The following is a 21,748-nucleotide window of genomic DNA, read 5'->3' on the forward strand; positions in this document are numbered from 1 at the left end:
AAAGTAACTAATCCCAGCCTAAACCGAAAGAGAGTCAATGTCATGCACGCACTGATCGTTGTTGCTCATCACGACCCACAATCCCTCACCCACAGCATCGCCACGCAAGTCGCTGCAGGCCTCAGCGGTTGCGGCCACACCTACGAAATCGCCGACCTCGCCGCCGAAGGTTTCGACCCGCGCTACACCGCCGCCGACCACCGCGTACACCGTAACCACGCCACGCCACCGGCCGATGTGCTCGCTGAACAGGCGCGGCTCGACCGCGCCGACGCCTTGGTGCTCGCTTTCCCTATCTACTGGTGGTCGCTGCCGGGGCTGCTCAAGGGGTGGGTCGATCGAGTGTTCGTCAATGGCTGGGCGATCGACTACGGCCCGGATACCCCAGTGGTGAAAAAACTGCGGCATTTGCAGGTGCACCTGTTGGCCCTCGGCGCTGCGGATGCCGGCGCGTTTGACCGCCACGGCTATGCCACGGCGATGCGCACGCAGATCGACTACGGCATCTTTGATTACTGTGGAGCGAAGGTGGTGACGTCCGAGTTGTTGTTGGACTCAGAGGGCGGAGCAGCCGAGGCGCATCTGAAAACGGCAAAGGCCGTCGGGCAGCGGCTGTTCGAAGCCGAGACGGTCGCCGGTTGAGTCAACCCTCGCGAAACAGGTCGTGGGCATCCAGCAGGCGGTAGGCGATTTCCGGGCGTTTCTCAAGACCTCGACGAATCGCCGCCGGGATCGATTGCCGGGTCTTGCGGCACATGCCCGGCAGTTCGTCGATAACGATCTGGATCCCGCGCATGCTCTTGACCTCGGTGTGCCCCGGCGCGATATGCACGCGAATGCCCAATTGCTGGTACATCAGCTGTTGCATGCGCTCCAGGTCTTGCAGGCTCTTGAGGTCTTCGAGGCGGTCGAGCAGGCGTTTTTCTTCCTGGCGCGTGAGGTTGAGGATGCGCAGGTCGGCGCCGGGGGCTTCAAGCAATTGCTCGCGGTCGCAGACACAGGCGCCGGGTGGGCAGGGTTGGCGAATTGTCATGTGCATTCCCTCCCCATTTTGGCGCCGCTGACTCAGTAGCTCAGCGCGACCCCAAGACTGCCCAGGGCCTTCCAGTACTCAGGATAGGTCTTGGCGACGCAGTCCGGATCCTGGATGCGGATACCCGACACTTTCAAACCAGCCAGGGCAAAGCACATGGCGATGCGGTGGTCGGCGTGGGTGTCGATGAGCGCGTTGCACGATGTACCGGCCAGTCCAGGATCAGCGGCCACCAGCAGGTCATCGCCTTCGATGGTCGCCAGGCCCGGACGGATTTCATTGAGGCCGTCATGCAGTGCCTGCACGCGATCACATTCCTTGACCCGAAGGTTGGCCAGCTCTGTGAAGCGCACCGGGGTGTTGTTGAACGCGGCCAGCACGGCCAGCGTCGGGATCGCGTCCTGCATCTGCGAGCCGACCACGGTGGCCTGCATGTTCGGGAACTGGGCGATCACGGCCTGGGCCTTGGCGTCCGGTTGGGTGAAGTCCTGCGCGGCCACGCCGATGTCGATACGGCCACCGGTCAACACTTCAGCAGCCCACAGGTACGTGGCAGCGGACGCGTCGGGTTCGATCAAGTAGTCATGGGCGGTGTAGCCAGTGGGGGCTACACGCCAGGTGGTGTCGTTGACCTCATCAACCTGCGCCCCGAAGGCACGCATGCAGTCCAGGGTCAGGTCCACGTAGCCACGGGCGCCGATGTCCTTGCCGGTCAACGCCACCTCAATCGGAGCTTCACCGCACGCGGCCAGCATCAACAGGGCCGAGACATATTGGCTGGACAAACCGCCGTCGATCTCAAAACGCTTGGCCTGGACCTTGCCCACGCCGTGCACGGTCACCGGTGGGCAACCGGTCGGGCTGTCGACCTGGATGCCGTTCTCGCTGAGGGTGGTCAGCAGCGGGCCGATCGGGCGCTTCTGCATATAGTGGTCGCCGTCCAGCACCACGGCGCCTTCGACGGTGGCGACGGCGGCGGTGAGAAAGCGCATCGCCGTGCCGGCATTGCCCAGGAACAGCGGTTGCGCAGGCAATTGAAGCTTGCCGCTGCCTGTGACGACAAAGGTGGTGTCATCCGGCTCATCGATGGTGACGCCCATTTGGCGCAGGGCCACCGACATGTGGCGGGTGTCGTCGCTTTTCAGCGCGCCACTGAGGCGGCTGGTGCCCTTGGCCAGGGCGGCCAGCAGCAGGGCGCGGTTGGTAATGGACTTGGAGCCGGGCGGTGCGACCTTGCCGTTCAGGGGGAAGTTGGGCGGTGTAACGGTCACGGTTTTCTGCGAACTCAAGGTACAAGGCTCCTGATCAAGGCAAGGTGGGACGGAGTGGCCGACGGGCGGACCCGAATAATCGGCCAAAGGTGCAGTGCTTGTCGAGGTTTAGCGCCGGCTCAACCAGTAATCATGCAGGGCCCGCGCGGCCGGTTCGATCTCGCTGACGCGTTGCTGGTGAGCCTGCACATCCAGGTCGGCCGGCAACTCGAAGTTGTCCTGCTCGGCGCACCAGGAGATTTTCTCCAACTGCGCGGCCTGTTCGGCAGGCAGTTGCGGCCAGTTGCCGATGGCTGCGCCTCGGATATAGCCAAAGCACCATTCTTCCGCGAGGGTTACGGTTTGGCCTTGATGTTCGGTGTCGTCGAAGCGTGCTTTGAAGCCTTGTGCGTCGGTCGCCAGTTGGGCGGCCAGGGTGTTGCTGTGACGTACGCACAACTCCAGAAAGCGCTGGGCGTCGTCCATGCTGTCCCATTCAGGGTTCTGACCACCCCAGATTGCCGGGAACCACTCGGCTACATCCACCTGTGCCGGGCTGGACACCAATGCGGTGAAGTAACCGTCGAGCTCCGCCAGGTTCAGCACCGAATGGTCATCGCCGTACTTGAGCAGGGTTTCTTCGATGAAGTCGAAATCGGCGGGGGCAAGGGGTTGGGCGTGCATGGCATTTCCTTAAAACGTCGAGCGCCGCACAGAAGGCGGCTTAAAGCGCCAAGGATGGCGCCTGGCAGGGTTTTTTGCCAGTCCCGCTTTTGGCCGATGCGCCGTGGTGGACCCTTGTTATAGTTCGGGCCTTATCACTCGCCAGTCAGGGATCACTGCCATGTCCGAATACCAAGCGTTCGTCGTCGAAGTCACTGGCAACGTTGCCCATGTGCAGATCAACCGCCCGGAAAAGATCAACGCGATGAACGCGGTGTTCTGGACCGAGATCATCGACATTTTCCAATGGGTCGAAGACACCGACGCCGTGCGTGCCGTGGTCCTCAGCGGCGCCGGCAAGCATTTCTCGTCCGGTATCGACCTGATGATGTTGGCCTCCGTGGCCAACGCCTTTGGCAAGGACGTGGGCCGCAACGCGCGGCTGCTGCGCCGCAAAATCCTGGAGCTGCAAGCCTCGTTCAACGCGGTCGACAACTGCCGCAAGCCGGTATTGGCGGCGATCCACGGCTATTGCATCGGCGGCGCCATCGACCTGATCAGCGCCTGCGACATGCGCTACGCGGCTGAAGACGCACAGTTTTCCATCAAGGAAATCGACATCGGCATGGCTGCCGACGTCGGCACCCTGCAACGCCTGCCACGCATCATCGGTGACGGCATGCTGCGTGAGCTGGCCTATACCGGTCGCCAATTCGGTGCCGAGGAAGCGCGCAGCATTGGCCTGGTCAACCGCGTTTATCCCGATCACGAGCAACTGCTGGCCGGCGTACTGGAAATCGCGCATCAGATCGCCGCCAAGTCGCCGATTGCTGTGACCGGCACCAAGGCCATGATCAGTTATATGCGTGACCATACGGTCAATGATGGTCTCGAATACGTTGCCACCTGGAACTCGGCTATGTTGCAATCCAACGACCTGCGCGTGGCCATCGCGGCCCATATGAGTAAGCAGAAACCCGAATTCGTGGATTGACTGACATGACCCAAGGCTGGATTACCACAACGTTGCTGGACAACGACACTCCCGGCGGCTGGGCTGTCGCCCGCAGCCGCGACGGCTTTTTACATGACACCAATGGCCCGCTGTTCCCTCGGGAATGGCTCAAGCGCCAGGACTTGTCGGTGTTCGCCGAGCACGGTATCGGACACCTCGACGGGGAGCCGGTGTACTTGCTGGAACTTAACTCCGCCGCTGACGTGCCGGGCTGCGGCTGGCAAGGCCTGCGCGGCTTTATGCTGCAAGGCGATCACACCCTGTACAAAGTGCTCGGATACGCCGCCCAGATCGGCACCTGGGCGCGGGAGCATCGTTTTTGCGGCAGTTGCGGCCAGGCCATGGTCCAGGTGCCGCGGGAGCGAGCGATGTTCTGCCAGGCCTGCGACCTGCGCAGTTACCCGCGGATCTCGCCGAGCATGATCGTGCTGGTGACCCGCGGCGACGAGATTCTGTTGGCGCGTTCACCGCGTTTTGTCACTGGCGTGTACAGCACGCTGGCGGGGTTTGCCGAGCCGGGCGAGTCGGCCGAGGACTGCCTGATTCGCGAGGTGCGCGAGGAAGTGCAGGTGGAGGTCAAGAACATTCAGTACATGGGCAGCCAGTGCTGGCCGTTCCCCCATTCGATGATGCTGGGCTTTCACGCCGAGTACGCCGGTGGCGATATCGTGCCCCAGGCTGACGAGATCGAGGACGCGCAGTGGTTCAACATCCACGATCTGCCGCCGTTGCCCGCTTCACGTTCGATTGCGCGCTACCTGATCGACCTCTACCTGGCCCGTCGCTTAGGCCACGCTGAACCAGTGCTGCCAGGCTAGGCGCACCGTCAGGCCGAGGACCACGGTGATGAACACCGGGCGAATGAATTTGGCGCCGCCGCTGATTGCGCTGCGTGCGCCAAAGAATGCGCCACACATCACCGACACGCCCATTGCCAGCCCGACTATCCAGTCCACTGACCCGTTGAAGATAAACACCGACAGCGCTGCCGCGTTGCTGACAAAGTTCATGCTGCGCGCAACGCCGCTGGCCTTCACCAGGTCAATGGGGTGCAGCAACATGGTGCTGACCGTCCAGAACGCGCCGGTACCGGGGCCGGCCACGCCATCGTAGAAACCCAGGCCGAAGCCTTGGGTGGACTGCCATTTCTTCTTGATCGGCGCGTCGTTATCCAGCGCTGCCTTGGGCGTGCCGCCAAACAGTAGGTACAGGCCGCAACCGAAGACGATCACCGGGAGCATTTTGTTCAGGGTTTCGGCGGGCAGGTAGTGGGCGACGACCGCGCCGGTCAATGCACCGATCAACGTGCCGACGATGGCGTGAACCCACTGGCGTGGGTGGAACAGCTTGCGGCGGTAGAAGGTAAAGCTGGCGGTGGCCGAACCGAAGGTAGAACTGAGCTTGTTGGTGCCCAATACCAAGTGCGGTGGCATGCCTGCGGTGAGCAGGGCGGGCGTGGTCAGCAGGCCGCCGCCACCGGCGATGGCGTCGATGAAACCGGCGACAAAGGCCACGACGGCGAGAATGGCGAGGGTGGTGAGGTCTACGCTAAGTTCGAAAGGCATTGGGCAGGGCTTATGGTTGGCAGTGCGCAGCAAAGCGCTGTGCGAAGGGCCGCCATCTTACCTCCCAGAGGGACGCAGAACCAAATGTGGGAGGGGGCTTGTCCCCGATTGCGGTGTGCCAGTCAGCTTATCTGTCACTGATGCACCGTCATCGGGGGCAAGCCCCCTCCCACATGTTTTACCGTGTCCGGTTGGCTATTTGTGGGTGCCCAACCACTCCAGCGCCGTGCGCCAGATGCAAATCCCCAGGAAATACGCCGACATCACCGACCACAACCCGAACGTCCACGGGTTGGTATTGGGATAATCCACCACCATCAAAAAGCTGCACAGCAACCAGATCGTGGTCACGGCGATATTGATTGGCATGAAGCGCTTGACCCGGAACGGGTGCAGGAACTTCATCGGCGTCACAGTCAGCAGGGCCAGGCCGATCACGGTCAGCAGCGTGACCCAGGCCTCCGGCTGGATGATGTATACGCACAGGGCAACCACGTTCCAGGCGGCGGGGAAGCCGACGAAGTAGTTGTCCTTGCTCTTCATGTTGACGTTGCAGAAGCAGAACAGCGACGAGACCAGGATCACCGACACCGTGAACAGATGGGTGAATTCCGGCAGGTCGATGTAGCGGTAGATGAACAGTGCCGGAATGAACACATAGGTGAGGTAGTCGATCACCAGGTCCAGTACCGAGCCGTCAAAGCTGGGCAGAACCGTGCTGACATTCAACCGTCGCGCCAGGGAGCCGTCGACGCCGTCCACCACCAGCGCCAGGCCCAGCCACAGCAGGCAGGCCTTGGGTGAGTTCTCCAGCAGCGCCAGAGTGGCCAAAAACGCCAGCACCACGCCGGTGGCAGTGAAGCCGTGGGCGCCCCAGGCTTTGATTCTGGCTACATGCAGGGTCGATATCACGGGCGGTTCTCCAAAGGGTGAAACGGGGCAGCCGACAACGTGACGCCGTCGAGTCTGGCCGGGGAATGCAGGTATCGACCGGGAAGGGGGTCATAAGGTTCACCGCCCGGCGTATCACTTAGCGTAGCAAGCGTAGGACGTTTCGGCATCAGCCTTGACGGAACACCAGGGCCTTGAGGCCACTTTGCGCGTCAATATCCGGAAATTCCGGCGGGTTTTCCAGGCGTTCTACATATCGCAGGCCTGGAGCCTCGCGGGTCACGCCGTCGATCAGGAAGTCTTCGCCAAAGGCCGGGTCGTTCATGCAGGCGAGCACCGTGCCCTGCGCCGTGAGCAAATCCGGCAGGCGGCGTAGTACTCGTTGGTAGTCCTTGGTGAGCAGGAAGCTGCCTTTCTGAAAGGACGGCGGGTCGATGATCACCAGGTCGTAGGGACCGCTGTTGGTGACCTTGGCCCAAGACTTGAACAAGTCGTGGCCCAGAAAGGTGACGTTGCTCAAGTCATGACCGTTCAGGCGATGGTTGTCACGGCCGCGGCTCAGGGCGCCACGGGCCATGTCGAGGTTAACCACGTGGTCGGCGCCGCCTTCGATGGCTGCCACTGAGAAACCGCAGGTATAGGCAAACAGATTGAGCACGCGCTGGCCCTTGGCTTGTTCGCGCACCCAGTTGCGGCCGTAGCGCATGTCGAGGAATAGCCCACTGTTCTGCTTTTTGCCCAAGTCAATCAGGTAGCGCAGGCCGCCTTCGGTGATGGTCAATTCGTCGATGGCCTCGCCCACCAGCCATTCGGTGGTGCTTTGCGGCAGGTAGCGGTGTTGCAGCGCGACGGTGTGGGCGCCGAATCGAGCCCAGTCGAAGTCGATCAGCAGCTGATGCAACGCCTGCAGGTGCGCCGGCTCGGGCTCCTTGAACAGCGCGACCAGAATAACCCCTTGCAGCCAGTCCACCGTCAACTGTTCCAGCCCAGGCCAGCAGCGGCCACGGCCATGGAAAAGGCGTCGGGTTTCAGCCGGTGCGCTGGCCAGGGCGGTAAGCAGGTGGGCGTGCAGAGTGGCAAGTGCGTCTGGGGTCATCGTTGAGCGTCGGTCGTTGAGCGGGCGGCATTTTAACCACAATTGAGGGTTTAAAAGGCAGCGATCAACGGTGGACCAAATGCCTCGCGGATAAAACCTGGGGCGATATACCGCTCGTAATGCGCTTCTGACAGCAGAAAAAACTCGCGGTCGATCGCATCGCGCAAATCCGCCAGGTGTCGCTCACGAAACTCCGGCAACAACGCCAACCCGTAAGCGTCGAGTTTGGAAATCACCCGCGCACCCCGGGCAATTAGCTGGTAAGCCCAGCAATACGGCGACTGATGCGGCATGAACCGAATCTTGCGGTCTTCGAGTTGCTGGCGCAGGCGCTGCGGATCGAACACTTCGAGCTTGCTGGTCATCACTTGCACCAGCAACTGCTCAAGGCGCAGCCATACCGCCTGCTTTTCCTCGGCGTTGTAGCCATTCCACTGGATCACTTCATGGTGATAACGCTTGCAGCCTCGGCAGACCAGGTCACCGTAAACGGTGGAGCACAGGCCGACGCACGGGGTTTTAATGGTTTGGTTGGGCATAAAAGGCAATTTGCAAAGTTGATGGAACACCGCGTTCCCAATGTAGGAGGGGGCTTGCTCCCGAATGCGGTGTATCAGTCAAAGATGTTTTAACTGAACCACTGCTATCGGGAGCAAGCCCCCTCTCACACGTTGGATCTGTGCGGATAGTTAGTCCCAGCTCAGCGCGCCGCCAGTCTGATACTCGATCACACGGGTTTCGAAGAAGTTTTTCTCTTTCTTCAAGTCCATGATTTCGCTCATCCACGGGAACGGGTTAGTGGTCCCCGGATACTCTTCTTTAAGACCGATCTGCGACAGGCGACGGTTAGCGATGAACTTGAGGTAATCCTCCATCATCGCCGCGTTCATGCCCAATACGCCGCGCGGCATGGTGTCGCGAGCATATTCAATCTCCAGCTGAGTCCCTTGCAGGATCATCTGGGTCGCTTCTTCCTTCATCTCGGCATCCCACAGGTGTGGGTTTTCGATTTTGATCTGGTTGATCACATCGATACCGAAGTTCAAGTGCATCGACTCATCGCGCAGGATGTACTGGAACTGTTCCGCCACGCCGGTCATTTTGTTGCGGCGACCCATGGAGAGGATCTGGGTGAAGCCGCAGTAGAAGAAGATGCCTTCCAGCACGCAGTAGTAAGCAACGAGGTTGCGCAGCAGTTCTTTGTCGGTCTCAACGGTGCCGGTTTCGAACTTCGGATCGGAGATCGAACGGGTGTACTTCAGGCCCCAAGCCGCTTTCTTAGCGACCGATGGAATCTCGTGGTACATGTTGAAGATCTCGCCTTCATCCATGGCCAACGATTCGATGCAGTACTGATAGGCGTGGGTGTGGATTGCTTCTTCGAAGGCCTGGCGCAGGATGTACTGGCGGCACTCCGGGTTGGTGATCAGGCGGTACACGGCCAGCACCAGGTTGTTGGCGACAAGGGAGTCAGCGGTGGAGAAGAAGCCCAGGTTGCGCATGACGATGCGGCGTTCGTCGTCGGTCAGGCCTTCGGGGTTTTTCCACAGGGCGATGTCGGCGGTCATGTTGACCTCTTGCGGCATCCAGTGGTTGGCGCAGCCGTCGAGGTACTTCTGCCAGGCCCAGTCGTACTTGAAGGGCACGAGTTGGTTGAGGTCGGCGCGGCAGTTGATCATGCGTTTTTCGTCAACGGCGACGCGGGCGGAGGTGCCTTCGAGTTCGGCGAGGCCTTCGGCGACGTCGAGTTTGTCCAGGGCAGCCTTGGCGCGCACGATGGCGGCGGAGTCGTTGGCAGTCACATGGCGTGCTTCCAGCGCGGCAGCGGCGCCGGCACCGTCGAGGCGGTCCATGTTGGCTTCACTGGCGTGGCCGGCGTTGGCGCCCTTGATCACCGCTGCACCGGTGTCTTCGTTGTCGACTTCATCCCAACTCAGCATTGAAATACTCCCTTCTGTTCTGTTTTGACGGCCTGTAAAGCCGTCCAAAAAATATGCGATTTGCAGGCTACTAGGCATTGAAATAGTGCGCATAGTGTGGTCGGTAAATACCGATACTGCACACTATGTAGTGGTCTGTTCTGTTTGTGGGCACACTATATGGTGTGTAACAAGGTTGGTCAACGAACAACAATGGCTTGACTGTCGCAGGGGCCAGGGGGCGCGGGAAGGCTCTACGGCGCGCCTAAGCTAATTCCAAAAAGATATTTATTGGGGGTTTTTAAGATCGTTTAGCTTGGATGCTTCTAACGGATTCTGTTCAAGGAGCGAGCCGCCGATGGCCCACGTGCAGTCAATCACCACCTTGCCGCTGTTGGACCTGTCGCAACTCGACGGCAGCCCGCAGCAGCGCCAGCAGTTTCTCGATGAGCTGCGCCTGGCAGCGCGGCATATCGGATTTTTCTACCTCACCGGCCACGGCATCGACCCGTCGCTGCTGGCCGAGGTGCAGCAGCAGGCGCGCGCATTTTTTGCCTTGCCCGAGGCCGACAAGCTGGCGGTGGGCATGCTCAATTCGCCGCATTTTCGCGGTTACAACCGCGCGGCGTCCGAGATCACCCGTGGCCAGCCGGACCTGCGTGAACAGTTCGACGTCGGCGCAGAACGAGAGCCGTTGGCGCTGGATCAATACCCGGCCGCCTGGGCACGCCTGCAAGGCCCCAACCAATGGCCGACCGCGTTACCCCAACTCAAACCGCTGGTACTGGGCTGGCAACAGGCGATGACACAAATGGCCCTGCGCCTGCTGCGCGCCTTCGCCCAGGCCTTGTCCCTGCCGGAAAACGCTTTCGACGCGTTGTATGGCGACAAACCCAACGAACACATCAAGCTGATCCGCTACCCCGGCCGCCACGCCCAGCAAAGTCGCCAAGGCGTGGGCGCACACAAGGACTCGGGTTTCCTCAGCTTTCTGCTGCAAGACCAGCAGGCCGGTTTGCAGGTGGAAGTGGAAGAGGGCCGTTGGATCGATGCCGCGCCGCGCCCCGACACCCTCGTGGTCAACATCGGCGAGCTGCTTGAACTGGCCAGTAACGGTTACCTGCGCGCCACCGTGCACCGGGTGGTGTCTCCGCCGGTGGGCAGCGAGCGCTTGTCCCTGGCGTTTTTCCTTGGTGCGCAACTGGACGCGGTGGTGCCGGTGTACCAACTGACGCCCGAACTGTTGCGCGACGCCCATGGCCCGGAGAGCGATCCGCGCAACCCGTTGCTGCGTGACGTGGGCTGGAATTACCTCAAGGGCCGCCTGCGCTCCCACCCCGATGTCGCCCAACGCTTCTACGCCGACGCCACGTTACCCCACGCACTGTCCGCCTGATCAGGAGATCATCCATGTTGAAAACCACCACCCTTACCCTGGCGGCGTTGCTGGCCTCATTCAGTGTGTCGGCCGCTGATGCATTGCGCGTGGCCGCTGACCCGATTCCCCATGCACAGATCCTTGAATACGTGCAGAAGCTCGACCCGAGCCTGAACCTGAAGATCATCGAAATCCCCAGCGGCGTGAATTCCAACGAATTGCTGGCCCATGGCGATGTGGACGCCAATTACTTCCAGCACTTGCCGTACCTCAATTCCCAGGAGCAGGCCCTGGGCCAGAAGTTCGCGGTGGCCGCCACCGTGCATATCGAGCCACTGGGCATCTATTCCCGCCGCCATACCAACTTCGCTCAGGTGCCGGACAAAGGCACCGTCGCTGTGCCGAACAATGTCACCAATCTCAGCCGTGCCCTGTACCTGCTGCAAGCCAATGGCTTGATCAAGCTCAAGCCCGGTTTCAACGACGCTTCCAAGGACCAGGCCACACCTAAGGACATTGCCGAAAACCCCAAGCATTTGAAGATTCTGGAAATCGAATCGCCGCAGATTCCGCGCGCTCTGGACGATGTAGACCTGGCTGTGATCAATGGCAACTTCGCCCTTGAAGCTGGCTTGGAACCGGCCAAGGATGCACTGGGCCTGGAGCAGGCCAAGGGCAACCCCTACGCGAATATCCTGGTGACCACACCGAAGCTGCTGCAAGACCCGCGCATCCAACAACTGGCCAACGATCTGCGTTCGCCAGCGGTGGCCAAGTTCATTACTGAGAAATACGCCGGTTCGGTGATTCCGGTGGCCGTCGAATGATCGTTGTCGAGGGCGTCAGCAAAACCTACGCCGACGGCCAGCCAGCGGCGCTGGATAACGTGTCGTTGCAGATCGCCGACGGCGCGATTTTTGGCATTGTGGGGCGCAGTGGCGCAGGTAAAAGCACCTTGCTGCGCTGCCTGAATCTGCTCGAACGGCCCACATCCGGGCGCATCCTGCTGGATGGCCAGGACCTGACCCTGCTGAACGACAAGCAACTGCGCCAGCAACGCCAGCGCATCGGCATGATCTTCCAAGGGTTCAACCTGCTGCATTCGCGCAACGTGGCGGATAACGTCGCGGTGCCGCTGGAAATCGCCAATGTGCCCAAGGCCGAACGTGCGGCGCGAGTTGCAGAGCTGCTGGCGTTGGTGGGGTTGAGCGACAAGGCCCAGGCGTTTCCGTCACAGTTGTCTGGCGGACAGAAGCAGCGCGTGGGCATTGCCCGTGCATTGGCGGCGCGGCCGGCGTATCTGCTGTCGGATGAGGCCACCAGCGCCCTCGACCCGGAAACCACCACCTCGATTCTTGAGCTGTTGCGCGACATCAACCGACAGCTTGGCGTGACCATCGTGCTGATCACCCACGAACTGGACGTGGTCAAGGCGATCTGTGACAGCGCGGTGTCCCTGGCGGATGGCCGCGTGGTGGAAAGTGGCACGCTGCTGCAGTTGCAGGCCGACCCATCCTCGCGCCTGGGCCGCTCGCTGACGCCGAGCCCGCAAGTGGTGAGGGCCGTATGAAAACCGATTGGAACGACATCCTGCAGTTGCTGCTCAACGCCACCGGCGAAACCCTCTATATGGTGCTGCTGGCCGGGCTATTCACCCTGTTGATCGGCCTGCCTCTGGGCGTGTTGCTGTTTATCAGCCGACGCGATGGCTTGTTACCGTTGCCGCGCCTCAACCGGGTATTGGGCGGGGTGATCAACCTGGGGCGCTCATTGCCCTTCGTGGTGATGTTGATCGCGCTGATCCCGCTGACGCGCCTGATCGTCGGCACCACCCTGGGCAGCACCGCCGCCGTGGTGCCGATCACTATTGGCGCGTTTCCGTTCTTTGCGCGCATTGTCGAAACCGCCCTGGATGAAGTGGACAAGGGTCGTATCGAAGCCATCGTGGCCATGGGCGGTGATATTCGCCATGTGATCCTCAAGGTCCTGTTGCCCGAAGCCTTGCCGGCACTGGTGGCCGGAGTGACCTTGACCCTGGTGATGCTGATCGGTTTTTCGTCCATGGCCGGGGTGATCGGCGGTGGCGGCTTGGGCGACCTCGCTATCCGCTACGGTTACCAGCGCTTCAACAACCAGATCATGGTAGTCACGGTGATTGTGCTGGTGGTGTTGGTGCAGGGCGTGCAGAGCCTGGGGGATCGTTGCGTGCGGTCATTGGCCCATCGCCGATAGAGGTGCTGCGCCGGGTAGGGTGTGCCGCACGCCAGCGTCGTGCGGGTCAATCACTGCATGCTCAAGGGACGCGCGGGGCGGTGATTATTTCCTACCGTCTGGAGCGTCGATTGCCAGGCTGTTATCAGCGCGAACGCTTGGTGGTTGCGCACAAGCCTGACATCGCAGCTCAGGCGCAATGCTGATGATCCGGGGACCTTCCTCGCCTGATCAGAGTATGAGCATGACGACTATTTCCTCCCACACCAGCACTACCTTCCAGAACCTCCAACACTTCCTGCAGCGCGATAAACGCGGTGAGGGCATCGAGCACAACGGATTGCCGTCCAAGTCGTCGGAGGACGCCACCCAACAGCTCTGGCGACAGAGCCCTGGTTGGCCGGACAAGAATGGTGACGGTCGTACCGATGTGACCTACGAGTTTCGTGTCCCGCCTGCCGGCGCGGATACACGACGGTTCGGCAGAGTCGGGTTTACTCCGATTGGCGAGCACCAGCGGCAACAGACCCGGCTCAGCTTGCAATCTATCGAAGATGTCGCCAACGTCAGGTTTACCCAAGGGGCAAGAAGTCCCAGCAGCGAGGGGCATATCACGATCGGCAATTACGGCCATATGATCGATCGCAATGGCCGTCCCTATTCCTACACCAACCATGCTTTTTTGCCTTATCCCGGCAATAAAAACAGTGGTGATGTCTGGTTTGTGAACACAAAAACCCAGTCTGCGGTGGCCAACGCGGCCCTTGGTAATTCCGGTCGGCGCACCGTTGTTCATGAGCTGGGACACGCTATGGGCCTTAGCCATCCAGGGGCGTACGGTGCCGCCGGGTTGAAGCCAGGGCAGGTCGATTCCTCAGAGGACTCTCGTAGTCATACCGTCATGAGCTACAGAGGCGAGCGCAGTACGTACATGCACCACCGCGGCTTCATGTCGTCGGCGCCGCAACTGGACGATATCAGCGCTTACCAGAAGAAATACGGTGCCAACCGTGACACCCGCAAAAATGACACTACCTATGGTTTCAACGCCAATACGGATCGAGACTTCCTGAGTGTTCATGCCCCTGAAGACAAGATGGTGGCTGCCATTTGGGATGGCGGTGGTGTTGATACGCTGGACTTCTCCGGCTACAGGCAAGATCAGCAAATCAGCTTGAAAGAAGGGACCTTCTCCGATGTGGGCGGCCTCAAGGGCAATATCGCTATCGCGTACGGGACAACCCTTGAGAACGTCATCAGCGGTGCCGGCAATGACTTGCTGGTGGGCAATGAAGTTGCCAACACGCTGAAAGGCGGCGAGGGCGACGACCGTTTATACGGAGCAGAAGGGGCCGACATACTTTGGGGAGAAAAGGGCAAGGACGTATTCGTCTATGGGCATACCCGTGAATCGACTGAGGTCGCCCTCGACCGGATCATGGACTTTGTCAGTGGCGAAGACCGGGTCGATGTGTCTGGCCTTACGGCAGCACTGGGCAAGTCAGCGCTGAGCTTTGTCAGCGAATTTTCCGGCGCCGTCGGTGAGGCAAAGCTTGTGTATGACCCGGTTCTGGAAATGAGCGCGTTACAGATTACCGGCAAGCCTGGTGAGGCGAACTTTGTCCTTGTCGTGGAGGGCAAACTGCAACGCGGCGATATCGTAGGTTGATTCAGGCAGGGGCGTGATCCTGCCCGATACTCTGGCGCAACAGCGCTTCAAACACCCGTTGCACCCGTGGCTCATCGCTGTGGGCCACGTTGAAACGCATCGAATCGCGATGGGCCGGGTCGTAGCCAAACAGCGCGCCCGGCGCCAGCACCATGCTGCGTTTCAAGGCTTCCTGAGCCAACAGCTCGCCGTTGACCCCTGGCGGCAGCCGCGCCCAGATAAACATCCCGCCTTCATACGCCATCGGCAATTCACACCCGCAACGCTTGAGCCATTGCTCGACGCGGCCACCGGCTTCCATCAAGCGCTGGACCATGCGCTTGCGGTGCTTGGCGTAGCTGCCTTCGCTGAGCATGCGGTAGACGATCTGCTCGAACAGCTCCGAAGTCACGCCGCCGCTCATTAACTTCATATTGGTCAAATTGGCCGCCAGTTGCGGTGCGGCCACCACAAAACTGACGCGGGTGTTGGCGCTCAGAATCTTCGAGAACCCCGACAGATAGGTGACTTGCTCCAGGCCGGCGACGGCAGCCAGGCGCGGTGGCGGGTTGGGGTGCAGGTCGCCGTAGAGGTCATCCTCGACGATATGGCAGTGATACTGCTGGGTCAGTTGCAACAGCCGAAACGCCTGGCTGGGACTGAAGGAGTGACCTGTTGGGTTATGCAGCACGCTGGTGGTCAGGTACAGGCTGGGACGGTGTTCGGCCAATAGCTGTTCGAGGGCGGCGAAATCGAAACCATCGGGACGGCGCTGGATCGTCACCACCTTGACCCCATGCAACGCCAGGTTGGCGTGAAAGTTGAAGTAGCACGGCGCGTCGAGCAGCACCGTGTCGCCGGGACGGGCGAGCAGGCGCATCAGCATGTCCAGGCCCTGCACGGTGTTGGGGGTGGTGATGATCTGCTCCACCGGCACCGACAAACCTTCGCCGTGCAGCTTCTGTTGCAGGGCCTGGCGCAACGGCAGTAGTCCGGCCGGTGTGCCCAGCCCGGCGATGCGCAGCGACGGCGCGCGCACCACGCTGCGCATGGCCTGGCGGATAGCATCGGCGTCCAGCCATTCTTCCGGCAGGTGGCCGCCGCCAGGGCGCAGTTCGCCGCTTGCGGTGACCAACGGGCGACGCAACACGCTAAGCAGGTCCTGGGGCAGCAGGTCGACCCACGCCACCGATGCCGGGCGCGCGCTGTCCATCGCCACGAAGTAGCCACGGCCCTGGCTGGAGGTGAGCAGGTGGCGCCCGCGCAGGCGGTCCAGAGCTTCATTGAGGGTGAACTTGCTGACGCCCAGGGTCTGGGTCAGTTCGCGCACCGACGGTAATTTGCTGCCGGGCGCCCATTCGCCGTTTTCGATGGCTTGGCTGAACGCCTCGACGATCTGCTGCACCTTCGGCGTGCCGTCCACAAAGGCGATGGCGGATACAAACATAAACCTTCCTTGTGTTTGCTGGTGATTTTACCGGTGAAGTTAGGCCGGATTAGGCATCACTTCACCTGCCTTGTGCAATGCCGCTCCCCTAGACTGCGCGCCATCTCGCCCGGAATTGGCGAACTTTCCTACCAGCGAACCATGGATTTCGCATTCTCATGAAGACTTATATGTGTGCGCCCTGCGGATTTATGTACGTAGAAGAATTGGGCATTCCTGAAGACGGAATCCCGGCCGGTACCCCTTGGGAAGAGGTGCCGGAAGACTGGACATGCCCGGATTGCGGCGTGACCAAGGCCGATTTCATGGCCATTGAACTGTAACGCTCCATCACGAAAGGAATCGCTTCATGGAAAACAAACTGATTAACGCCGCCGTGCCGTTCTGTACCGGTGTGGCCCACCAGAAATACCTGGCCGCCGAGAAGGGCCTGGACACTGCCATCGAAGGCGGGTGCACCCACTGGTATATCGATGGCAGCCTGTTCGGCGAAATGGTCGATGACTGGACCGATGAGCGCATCGCCAGCCTGCAGGAGCAGATCGCGGCCACTGGTGTGAAACCGGTGTACCACGGCAATTTCAAGGCGCCGCTGGGCAGTGATGTGGACGCCTTTCGCGTGGCGGCCGTCGAATACGTGAAGAAAGAAGTTGATATTGCCAGCCGCCTGGGCGCGCCGCTGATCATCCACGGTGGCTGCATCGTCGAGCCAAAAATGGTGCTGATGGCCAAGAAAGTCGCCCTGGAGCACTACCTCAAGTCGGTCCAGGAACTGGCGCGTTACGCCGAGTCCAAGGGCGTGGACATCTACCTTGAGAACCTGTCGAACTACGTCAATTACCGGCCGTTCCACTACATCTTCACCCATGAAGCCGAATACGCCTTTGTGTTCGAGCGTCTGCAGGCCCACCCCAACGTGTACTTCTTCCTCGATGCGGGCCACGCCAATATCGAAAACGGTCTGCCGGCCGAGGTGGTGCGCAAGTATCACCACCTGATCAAGGGTATTTCCTTCAGCAATAACAATGGTGTGCAGGACCAGCACTTTGGTATTCATGACGGCAACTGCGATTACGCCGACGTGGTGCAGGCCATTGTCGAAACCAACTGGAAAGGCCTGGTGGCCTTCGAAACCCGCAACCAGACCGCAAAGGCCGCCCTTGGTGAGCTGGCGGTGATGTACCGCGAATCCCTGACCACCGAGATCGCTGTCGCCTGATGGATACCGGGGCGGGCGCCGGTGTGCCCGTCCCACGGCTTTCGTTTCTACCTACTCAAGGCCCTGGCCCATGACCACTGCGTTAACGCTGTCTTCGTTTCTCTATTTCCTGCTGTTCTGCGCCACCATGACTTTCAGCCCTGGCCCCATGACCCTGTTGCTGCTGAGCCTGGGCTTGAAGGACGGTTTGCGCAGCTCGATCCCGGCGCAGATCGGCGCCAGCGTGTCTTACCTGATTTCGATCCTGATATTTGCCGTGGGCTTCTCGGAGCTGATCAAGGGCAACCTTGCCATTACCCAGACCATCCAGTTTGTCGGTGTGGCCTACATTCTCTACCTGGCCTACAAGCAGTGGACCAGCAGCGGTGTGGCGATCGGCAAGGCCGGCGCCGTGGAGGGCTCACGTAGCCTGTTCGGCAAAGGGCTGCTGACCGGGTTTTCCAACCCCAAGACCATCATCATGTTCAGCGCTGTGTTCCCGCAGTTTGCCGGGGCAGGGGAGCACAGTTCGGCGGCGGATATCGCGATCCTCGGCGCGACGTTCCTGATGCTGCAATTTGCCAGTGGCTGTCTGTATTGCTACTTCGGCCAGCGCATCAAGCACGTCTTGGAAAACCCCAAACGCCGCGTGTTGTTGCAGCGGGTCACGGCGGTGTTGCTGCTGGGTGTGGCGTTGATGCTGGCCCGGGGCTTTTCTCACTAAGCGCTTTGGCTCGTGCATTTGCGCCGTGGAATGAGCTTATGAGTGGTAGTGGCGAATTAATGGCGCCCTGATAGACTCCAGGCATTCATCCAGGATGACACCCAACCATGCCAGCCGCCGGAGGAAAGGGACTTCCGCTTGCTACCCGCTTGTATAAATCCCGCACGTTGGGGCTGACGCTCGGTTTGGTGTGTGTGGTGTTTGGCATGTATCCACTTAACCCCTCTGTGTGGGTATGGGCGTGGATGCTGATTAACGCCGTCGTCTGGCCTCATCTGGCGTACCGACTGTCTCTACGAACCGCCAACATGCTGCGCAGTGAACACCGCAACGTGTTGTTCGATTCGTTCTGCGGCGGGTTCTGGGTTGGGGCCATGCACTTCAACCCACTGCCCAGCATAACCACGCTGTCGATGATGACCATGAACAACGTCGCCCTCGGCGGCCCGCGCCTTATGTTGGCGGGGTGGGTGGCGCAAGCGCTTGGCATCGGCACCTCGTTGCTGATCTTCGCGCCGGCCTTTGTAGCCACGACCACCCAAGCTCAAGTCTATGCATGCTTGCCGATTCTGATGCTCTATTCCCTGGCGCTTGGCTGGATCTGCTACCGCCAGGCCGTGAATCTGTCCCAGCACAAACGTGAATTACTCGCCCTGAGTCGCACCGACAGCCTGACCGGTCTGCTCAACCACGGCGCTTGGAAAGATCATCTGGAAATCGAGTTCCAACGCTGCCGTCGCGAGCAGCAGGGCGCCGCGATTGCGTTGATCGACATCGACCACTTCAAGACCATTAACGACACTTACGGCCACGTCACGGGCGATATCGTCCTGCGCCAACTCAGCAAAATACTGCGCCAGAACCTGCGCGCCACCGATCTGGCCGGGCGCTATGGCGGCGATGAGTTCTGCGTGATCCTGCCGGGAATGCCGCTCAACCATGCCACCGAAGTGATGGATGCCTTGCGTGACCGCTTCAATGCCTTGGCGTACGCCCAGGACCCAACTCTGCGTGCCAGCTTGAGCATCGGCCTGTCGCGGTATCAACCGGAACATGTCGACTCCACCGGCTGGCTCAACGATGCCGACCAGGCCCTGTATGAAGCCAAGAGCAGCGGGCGCAACCGTGTCAGCGCGGTGCACGGGAGTTGGTTGCGCTCCGTTTAGTGGGGTAGGGTGGCTGCACCTCAACAAAAAACAAGGATCGGTCTATGCGCTTCGCCTTCCCCCGTACCCTCCTGGCCGCCACGCTGGCCTTGTCCTTCGCACTTCCGGCCTACAGCGCCGAACCCCACAAACAGATCCAGGCGGATGCCGAACAGTACAAGGCCGAGGCCCTGAAACTGCTGGAGCGCCTGGTGAATATCGACTCGGGCTCCGGCTACGGACCGGGCCTGACCCAGGTCAGCGACATTGCCGTGGATGAGTTGAAGCAGTTGGGCTTCAACATCGAACGCATACCGGATGCCGCCGCCAACAGTAGCCATGTGATCGCGACCCTCAAAGGCACCGGCAAAGCGAAGATTCTGCTGATGGCCCACATGGACACCGTGTTCAAGGAAGGCTCCGCGGCCGAGCGCCCGTTTCATATCAAAGACGGTCGCGCCTATGGCCCTGGCGTGATGGATGACAAGGGCGGCATCGTCGCCGGCATCTACGCGCTCAAAGTCCTGAAGAATCAGGGCTTCAAAGACTACGAGCGCATCACCTTCCTCCTCGACGCCAGCGAAGAAACCGGCTCCGACATCGCCTCCGAGCTGATTCGCAACACCGCCAAGGCCCACGACGTCACGCTGAACCTGGAACCCGGCCGCCCCGCCGACGGCCTGGTGGTGTGGCGCAAAGGCAGCGCCACCGCGGTGGTCGAAGTCAAAGGTAAAGCCGCCCACGCCGGCGTCGCCCCCGAACTGGGCCGCAACGCCGCCATGGAAGCCGCGCATCAGATCCTGCAACTGGGCAAGCTCGGTGATGAAGAAAAGAAAACCACCATCAACTTCACCGTAATCAAGTCTGGCGACCGCACCAACGTGATTCCTGACCAAGCCACCGCCAAGGCAGATGTCCGCGCGGCATTGCCGGAAGAGTTTGATCGGATCGAGAAAGACCTGGTGCGGGTTTCCGCGAACAAACTGATCCCGGAAACCGAAGTGACCACCACCCTCAAACGCGGCCTGCCGCCGATGCCGCAGACGGCGGAGTCGGACAAGTTGGTAGCGATTGCCCAAGGAATTTATGGGGAGTTGGGTAAGAAGCTGACGATTGAGGGCAGCGGCGGCGCGGCGGACGCGAGTTTGTCAGCCGGGGTAGGGACGCCGACGTTGGATGGGTTTGGGATTGTGGGAGGCAATATCCATACGGCGGACGAGTACGCGGAGGTGGAGAGCGTGGCGCCTCGGGTTTACTTGTTGAGTCGGATGATTATGGAGTTGGCGAAGCGGTGATTTGACCCGGTACGGGGTTCATTTTGATCGGTGAACCCCTGCTCACCAGAGAGTGGCTGCGATACCTGAAATGTGAGTGGCCAGATGGAAAAACGCTCAGTTGAATTTTTCATAGTCTTGCGAATTTAAGGACGCCAACCACATTTTAAAAAAATCGATTTGCTCTTTTGGGTTGTTCGTAAGATTGTTTTCCTCATAGTCGAATATATGAACGATGTCTTCACGAGATGCCTGTTTGCCCAGTGTCATTTCATAGGCGACAAGCCCGGCACTCATTTGAGACGCCATCCTCGATGGCATAACGTTTATCTTTGCGCCCTTGCAGAGAAATACGATATGAGGGAAATCGGTTCTGACTTTAGCAAAGCAAGCATAAATGTCTTTTTCACGGTAAACCTTATTAAAGTTATCGGCTTCAGAAAATGTCATTACCCGTTTGTCGAGGTCGTATCTTACCGTGACCTCCAATTTCTGCTCGCCGATGACTACTTTTATCACTTGCGCGTTCATTTTATTTCCTGTTTGGGTTAGGCGCTGAATGTCCTAAATAACTACCGCCGTACTTAAAAGGTGTTAAGTCCGAAATGTCTTCAGGGTCAAATTTTTATGATAGGCAGCGAATTTTTTCGTTTGAGCAGATCGAGAAATACCTGATACGGGTTTGCGCGAATAATTTAATCCCGGAAACTGAAGTAACCACCTCCCTCAAGCTCGGACTGCCACGCAAAGGGTTCATTTTAATGAGTGAACCCCTGTGGTGAGCAGGCTTGCCCTGCGCAGGGCAAGCCTGCTCACCACAGGGGTTGGGGCTTTTAGTCTTTAATTGACTCGGACCAGCGCTGGCAGAAATCGCGTTGCTCCTGAATATCGTTGGTGAGGTCGCTTTCCTCATAAGCAAAAATACTGGTGAGTTCACCATCAGGGTTTCCCATAGTCATCTCGTAGGCGACAAGACCATTCGACATCTGTGAAGACATTCCAGACGTGTGAACATTGATTTTTGCGCCTTTGCACAAAAATCTAATATCTTTCAAGTCTGCTCTCAATAAGCCAAAGCTTTCGAACAGGTCTAATGCGGTGTACGTTTTCCGTTCGCCATTACTTAGTAATAGACTAAGCGTTGGCTTTCCTCCCGCGTATTCGACGACTGCGCATTCACGTATACCGTTATTGATAATGGTTATTTCACGTGACTTCATGGGTGTTCCCTCTGGGGGTGCAATAGTGTGTATCCCTTGGAGGAGTCGTCGCAATAATCAGGGCCTTAACG

Annotated in this window: 24 protein-coding genes; 13 read left to right on the forward strand and 11 right to left on the reverse strand. The window is 59.8% G+C overall.

Going from position 1 to position 21,748, the window contains the following annotated elements; translation table 11 throughout:
• Window positions 1–42: 42 nt before the first annotated feature.
• On the forward strand, window positions 43–642 hold the full coding sequence (locus LRO94_RS12800) for an NAD(P)H-dependent oxidoreductase (protein ID WP_122681680.1): 600 nt from the start codon (window positions 43–45) through the stop codon (window positions 640–642).
• 1 nt (window position 643) lies between these two features.
• On the opposite strand, the gene LRO94_RS12805 is transcribed toward LRO94_RS12800, so the two are convergent.
• The 3 genes from LRO94_RS12805 to LRO94_RS12815 all read right to left on the reverse strand — a co-directional run bounded on the left by LRO94_RS12805 (window position 644) and on the right by LRO94_RS12815 (window position 2,967).
• Window positions 644–1,033 (reverse strand): hypothetical protein, encoded by a 390-nt coding sequence (locus LRO94_RS12805; RefSeq protein WP_032886837.1) that lies wholly within the window; start codon window positions 1,031–1,033, stop codon window positions 644–646.
• A gap of 32 nt (window positions 1,034–1,065) precedes the next feature.
• Window positions 1,066–2,322, reverse strand: a complete 1,257-nt coding sequence (locus tag LRO94_RS12810; protein WP_032886836.1) for a 3-phosphoshikimate 1-carboxyvinyltransferase — start codon at window positions 2,320–2,322, stop codon at window positions 1,066–1,068.
• A 90-nt stretch (window positions 2,323–2,412) separates the two neighbouring features.
• Window positions 2,413–2,967: a UPF0149 family protein gene (locus LRO94_RS12815; RefSeq protein WP_032886834.1), complete on the reverse strand. Its 555-nt coding sequence runs from the start codon at window positions 2,965–2,967 to the stop codon at window positions 2,413–2,415.
• 160 nt (window positions 2,968–3,127) lie between these two features.
• Between LRO94_RS12815 and LRO94_RS12820 the strand changes: the two genes are divergently transcribed.
• Both LRO94_RS12820 and nudC read left to right on the forward strand, forming a co-directional pair.
• Complete coding sequence (locus LRO94_RS12820) at window positions 3,128–3,940, forward strand: crotonase/enoyl-CoA hydratase family protein (protein ID WP_032886833.1); 813 nt, start codon at window positions 3,128–3,130, stop codon at window positions 3,938–3,940.
• 5 nt (window positions 3,941–3,945) lie between these two features.
• The gene (gene nudC / locus LRO94_RS12825) at window positions 3,946–4,779 is read left to right on the forward strand and encodes an NAD(+) diphosphatase (protein ID WP_032886832.1); all 834 of its coding nucleotides are present in this window, start codon (window positions 3,946–3,948) and stop codon (window positions 4,777–4,779) included.
• Here the strand turns inward: nudC and LRO94_RS12830 are convergent.
• The 5 genes from LRO94_RS12830 to LRO94_RS12850 all read right to left on the reverse strand — a co-directional run bounded on the left by LRO94_RS12830 (window position 4,747) and on the right by LRO94_RS12850 (window position 9,453).
• Window positions 4,747–5,526, reverse strand: a complete 780-nt coding sequence (locus LRO94_RS12830; protein WP_032886830.1) for a TSUP family transporter — start codon at window positions 5,524–5,526, stop codon at window positions 4,747–4,749. The genes nudC and LRO94_RS12830 overlap by 33 nt on opposite strands.
• Before the next feature lie 195 nt (window positions 5,527–5,721).
• A complete protein-coding gene (pcsA, locus tag LRO94_RS12835; RefSeq protein WP_032886829.1) occupies window positions 5,722–6,438 on the reverse strand; it encodes a phosphatidylcholine synthase in 717 nt (238 codons plus the stop codon).
• A gap of 148 nt (window positions 6,439–6,586) precedes the next feature.
• Window positions 6,587–7,513 carry a class I SAM-dependent methyltransferase gene (locus LRO94_RS12840; protein WP_122681678.1) on the reverse strand — a complete coding sequence of 309 codons (927 nt, stop codon included), beginning with the start codon at window positions 7,511–7,513 and terminating at the stop codon, window positions 6,587–6,589.
• A 50-nt stretch (window positions 7,514–7,563) separates the two neighbouring features.
• Window positions 7,564–8,052 carry a DUF1289 domain-containing protein gene (locus LRO94_RS12845; RefSeq protein ID WP_032886826.1) on the reverse strand — a complete coding sequence of 163 codons (489 nt, stop codon included), beginning with the start codon at window positions 8,050–8,052 and terminating at the stop codon, window positions 7,564–7,566.
• A gap of 150 nt (window positions 8,053–8,202) precedes the next feature.
• Complete coding sequence (locus LRO94_RS12850; RefSeq protein ID WP_179179129.1) at window positions 8,203–9,453, reverse strand: ribonucleotide-diphosphate reductase subunit beta; 1,251 nt, start codon at window positions 9,451–9,453, stop codon at window positions 8,203–8,205.
• A gap of 337 nt (window positions 9,454–9,790) precedes the next feature.
• Here LRO94_RS12850 and LRO94_RS12855 point away from each other — a divergent pair, with 337 nt between their 5' ends.
• The 5 genes from LRO94_RS12855 (at window position 9,791) to LRO94_RS12875 (ending at window position 14,690) form a co-directional block, all read left to right on the forward strand.
• Entirely contained in the window at window positions 9,791–10,828 is a 1,038-nt protein-coding gene (locus LRO94_RS12855; RefSeq protein ID WP_032891092.1) for an isopenicillin N synthase family dioxygenase, read from the forward strand.
• Between the two features lie 14 nt (window positions 10,829–10,842).
• Window positions 10,843–11,637, forward strand: a complete 795-nt coding sequence (locus LRO94_RS12860) for a MetQ/NlpA family ABC transporter substrate-binding protein (protein WP_032891093.1) — start codon at window positions 10,843–10,845, stop codon at window positions 11,635–11,637.
• The gene (locus LRO94_RS12865; RefSeq protein WP_081797886.1) at window positions 11,634–12,380 is read left to right on the forward strand and encodes a methionine ABC transporter ATP-binding protein; all 747 of its coding nucleotides are present in this window, start codon (window positions 11,634–11,636) and stop codon (window positions 12,378–12,380) included. Before LRO94_RS12860 ends, LRO94_RS12865 begins: the two co-directional genes overlap by 4 nt.
• Window positions 12,377–13,042 carry a methionine ABC transporter permease gene (locus LRO94_RS12870; RefSeq protein WP_032891095.1) on the forward strand — a complete coding sequence of 222 codons (666 nt, stop codon included), beginning with the start codon at window positions 12,377–12,379 and terminating at the stop codon, window positions 13,040–13,042. Before LRO94_RS12865 ends, LRO94_RS12870 begins: the two co-directional genes overlap by 4 nt.
• Window positions 13,043–13,265: 223 nt before the next feature.
• Window positions 13,266–14,690: a M10 family metallopeptidase C-terminal domain-containing protein gene (locus LRO94_RS12875; RefSeq protein ID WP_050442881.1), complete on the forward strand. Its 1,425-nt coding sequence runs from the start codon at window positions 13,266–13,268 to the stop codon at window positions 14,688–14,690.
• A 1-nt stretch (window position 14,691) separates the two neighbouring features.
• On the opposite strand, the gene LRO94_RS12880 is transcribed toward LRO94_RS12875, so the two are convergent.
• Window positions 14,692–16,116 carry an aminotransferase-like domain-containing protein gene (locus tag LRO94_RS12880; RefSeq protein ID WP_179179128.1) on the reverse strand — a complete coding sequence of 475 codons (1,425 nt, stop codon included), beginning with the start codon at window positions 16,114–16,116 and terminating at the stop codon, window positions 14,692–14,694.
• Between the two features lie 158 nt (window positions 16,117–16,274).
• Here LRO94_RS12880 and LRO94_RS12885 point away from each other — a divergent pair, with 158 nt between their 5' ends.
• The 5 genes from LRO94_RS12885 (at window position 16,275) to LRO94_RS12905 (ending at window position 20,478) form a co-directional block, all read left to right on the forward strand.
• Window positions 16,275–16,439, forward strand: coding sequence for a rubredoxin (locus tag LRO94_RS12885; RefSeq protein WP_016968943.1), 165 nt, complete (start codon window positions 16,275–16,277; stop codon window positions 16,437–16,439).
• Between the two features lie 26 nt (window positions 16,440–16,465).
• A complete protein-coding gene (locus tag LRO94_RS12890) occupies window positions 16,466–17,335 on the forward strand; it encodes a sugar phosphate isomerase/epimerase family protein (RefSeq protein ID WP_032891098.1) in 870 nt (289 codons plus the stop codon).
• A gap of 70 nt (window positions 17,336–17,405) precedes the next feature.
• Window positions 17,406–18,038: a LysE family translocator gene (locus LRO94_RS12895; protein WP_032891099.1), complete on the forward strand. Its 633-nt coding sequence runs from the start codon at window positions 17,406–17,408 to the stop codon at window positions 18,036–18,038.
• 107 nt (window positions 18,039–18,145) lie between these two features.
• A complete protein-coding gene (locus LRO94_RS12900) occupies window positions 18,146–19,204 on the forward strand; it encodes a diguanylate cyclase (RefSeq protein ID WP_179179127.1) in 1,059 nt (352 codons plus the stop codon).
• A gap of 44 nt (window positions 19,205–19,248) precedes the next feature.
• Window positions 19,249–20,478, forward strand: coding sequence for a M20/M25/M40 family metallo-hydrolase (locus LRO94_RS12905; RefSeq protein ID WP_032891104.1), 1,230 nt, complete (start codon window positions 19,249–19,251; stop codon window positions 20,476–20,478).
• 96 nt (window positions 20,479–20,574) lie between these two features.
• Here LRO94_RS12905 and LRO94_RS12910 read toward each other — a convergent pair whose 3' ends face one another.
• Together LRO94_RS12910 and LRO94_RS12915 are read right to left on the reverse strand one after the other, a co-directional pair.
• A complete protein-coding gene (locus LRO94_RS12910; RefSeq protein ID WP_179179126.1) occupies window positions 20,575–20,988 on the reverse strand; it encodes a hypothetical protein in 414 nt (137 codons plus the stop codon).
• Window positions 20,989–21,290: 302 nt separating this feature from the next.
• A complete protein-coding gene (locus LRO94_RS12915) occupies window positions 21,291–21,677 on the reverse strand; it encodes a hypothetical protein (RefSeq protein ID WP_032891106.1) in 387 nt (128 codons plus the stop codon).
• Window positions 21,678–21,748 lie beyond the last annotated feature (71 nt).

Source organism: Pseudomonas sivasensis, from assembly GCF_021391435.1.
In the GTDB taxonomy this organism is placed as follows: Bacteria; Pseudomonadota; Gammaproteobacteria; order Pseudomonadales; family Pseudomonadaceae; genus Aquipseudomonas; species Aquipseudomonas sivasensis.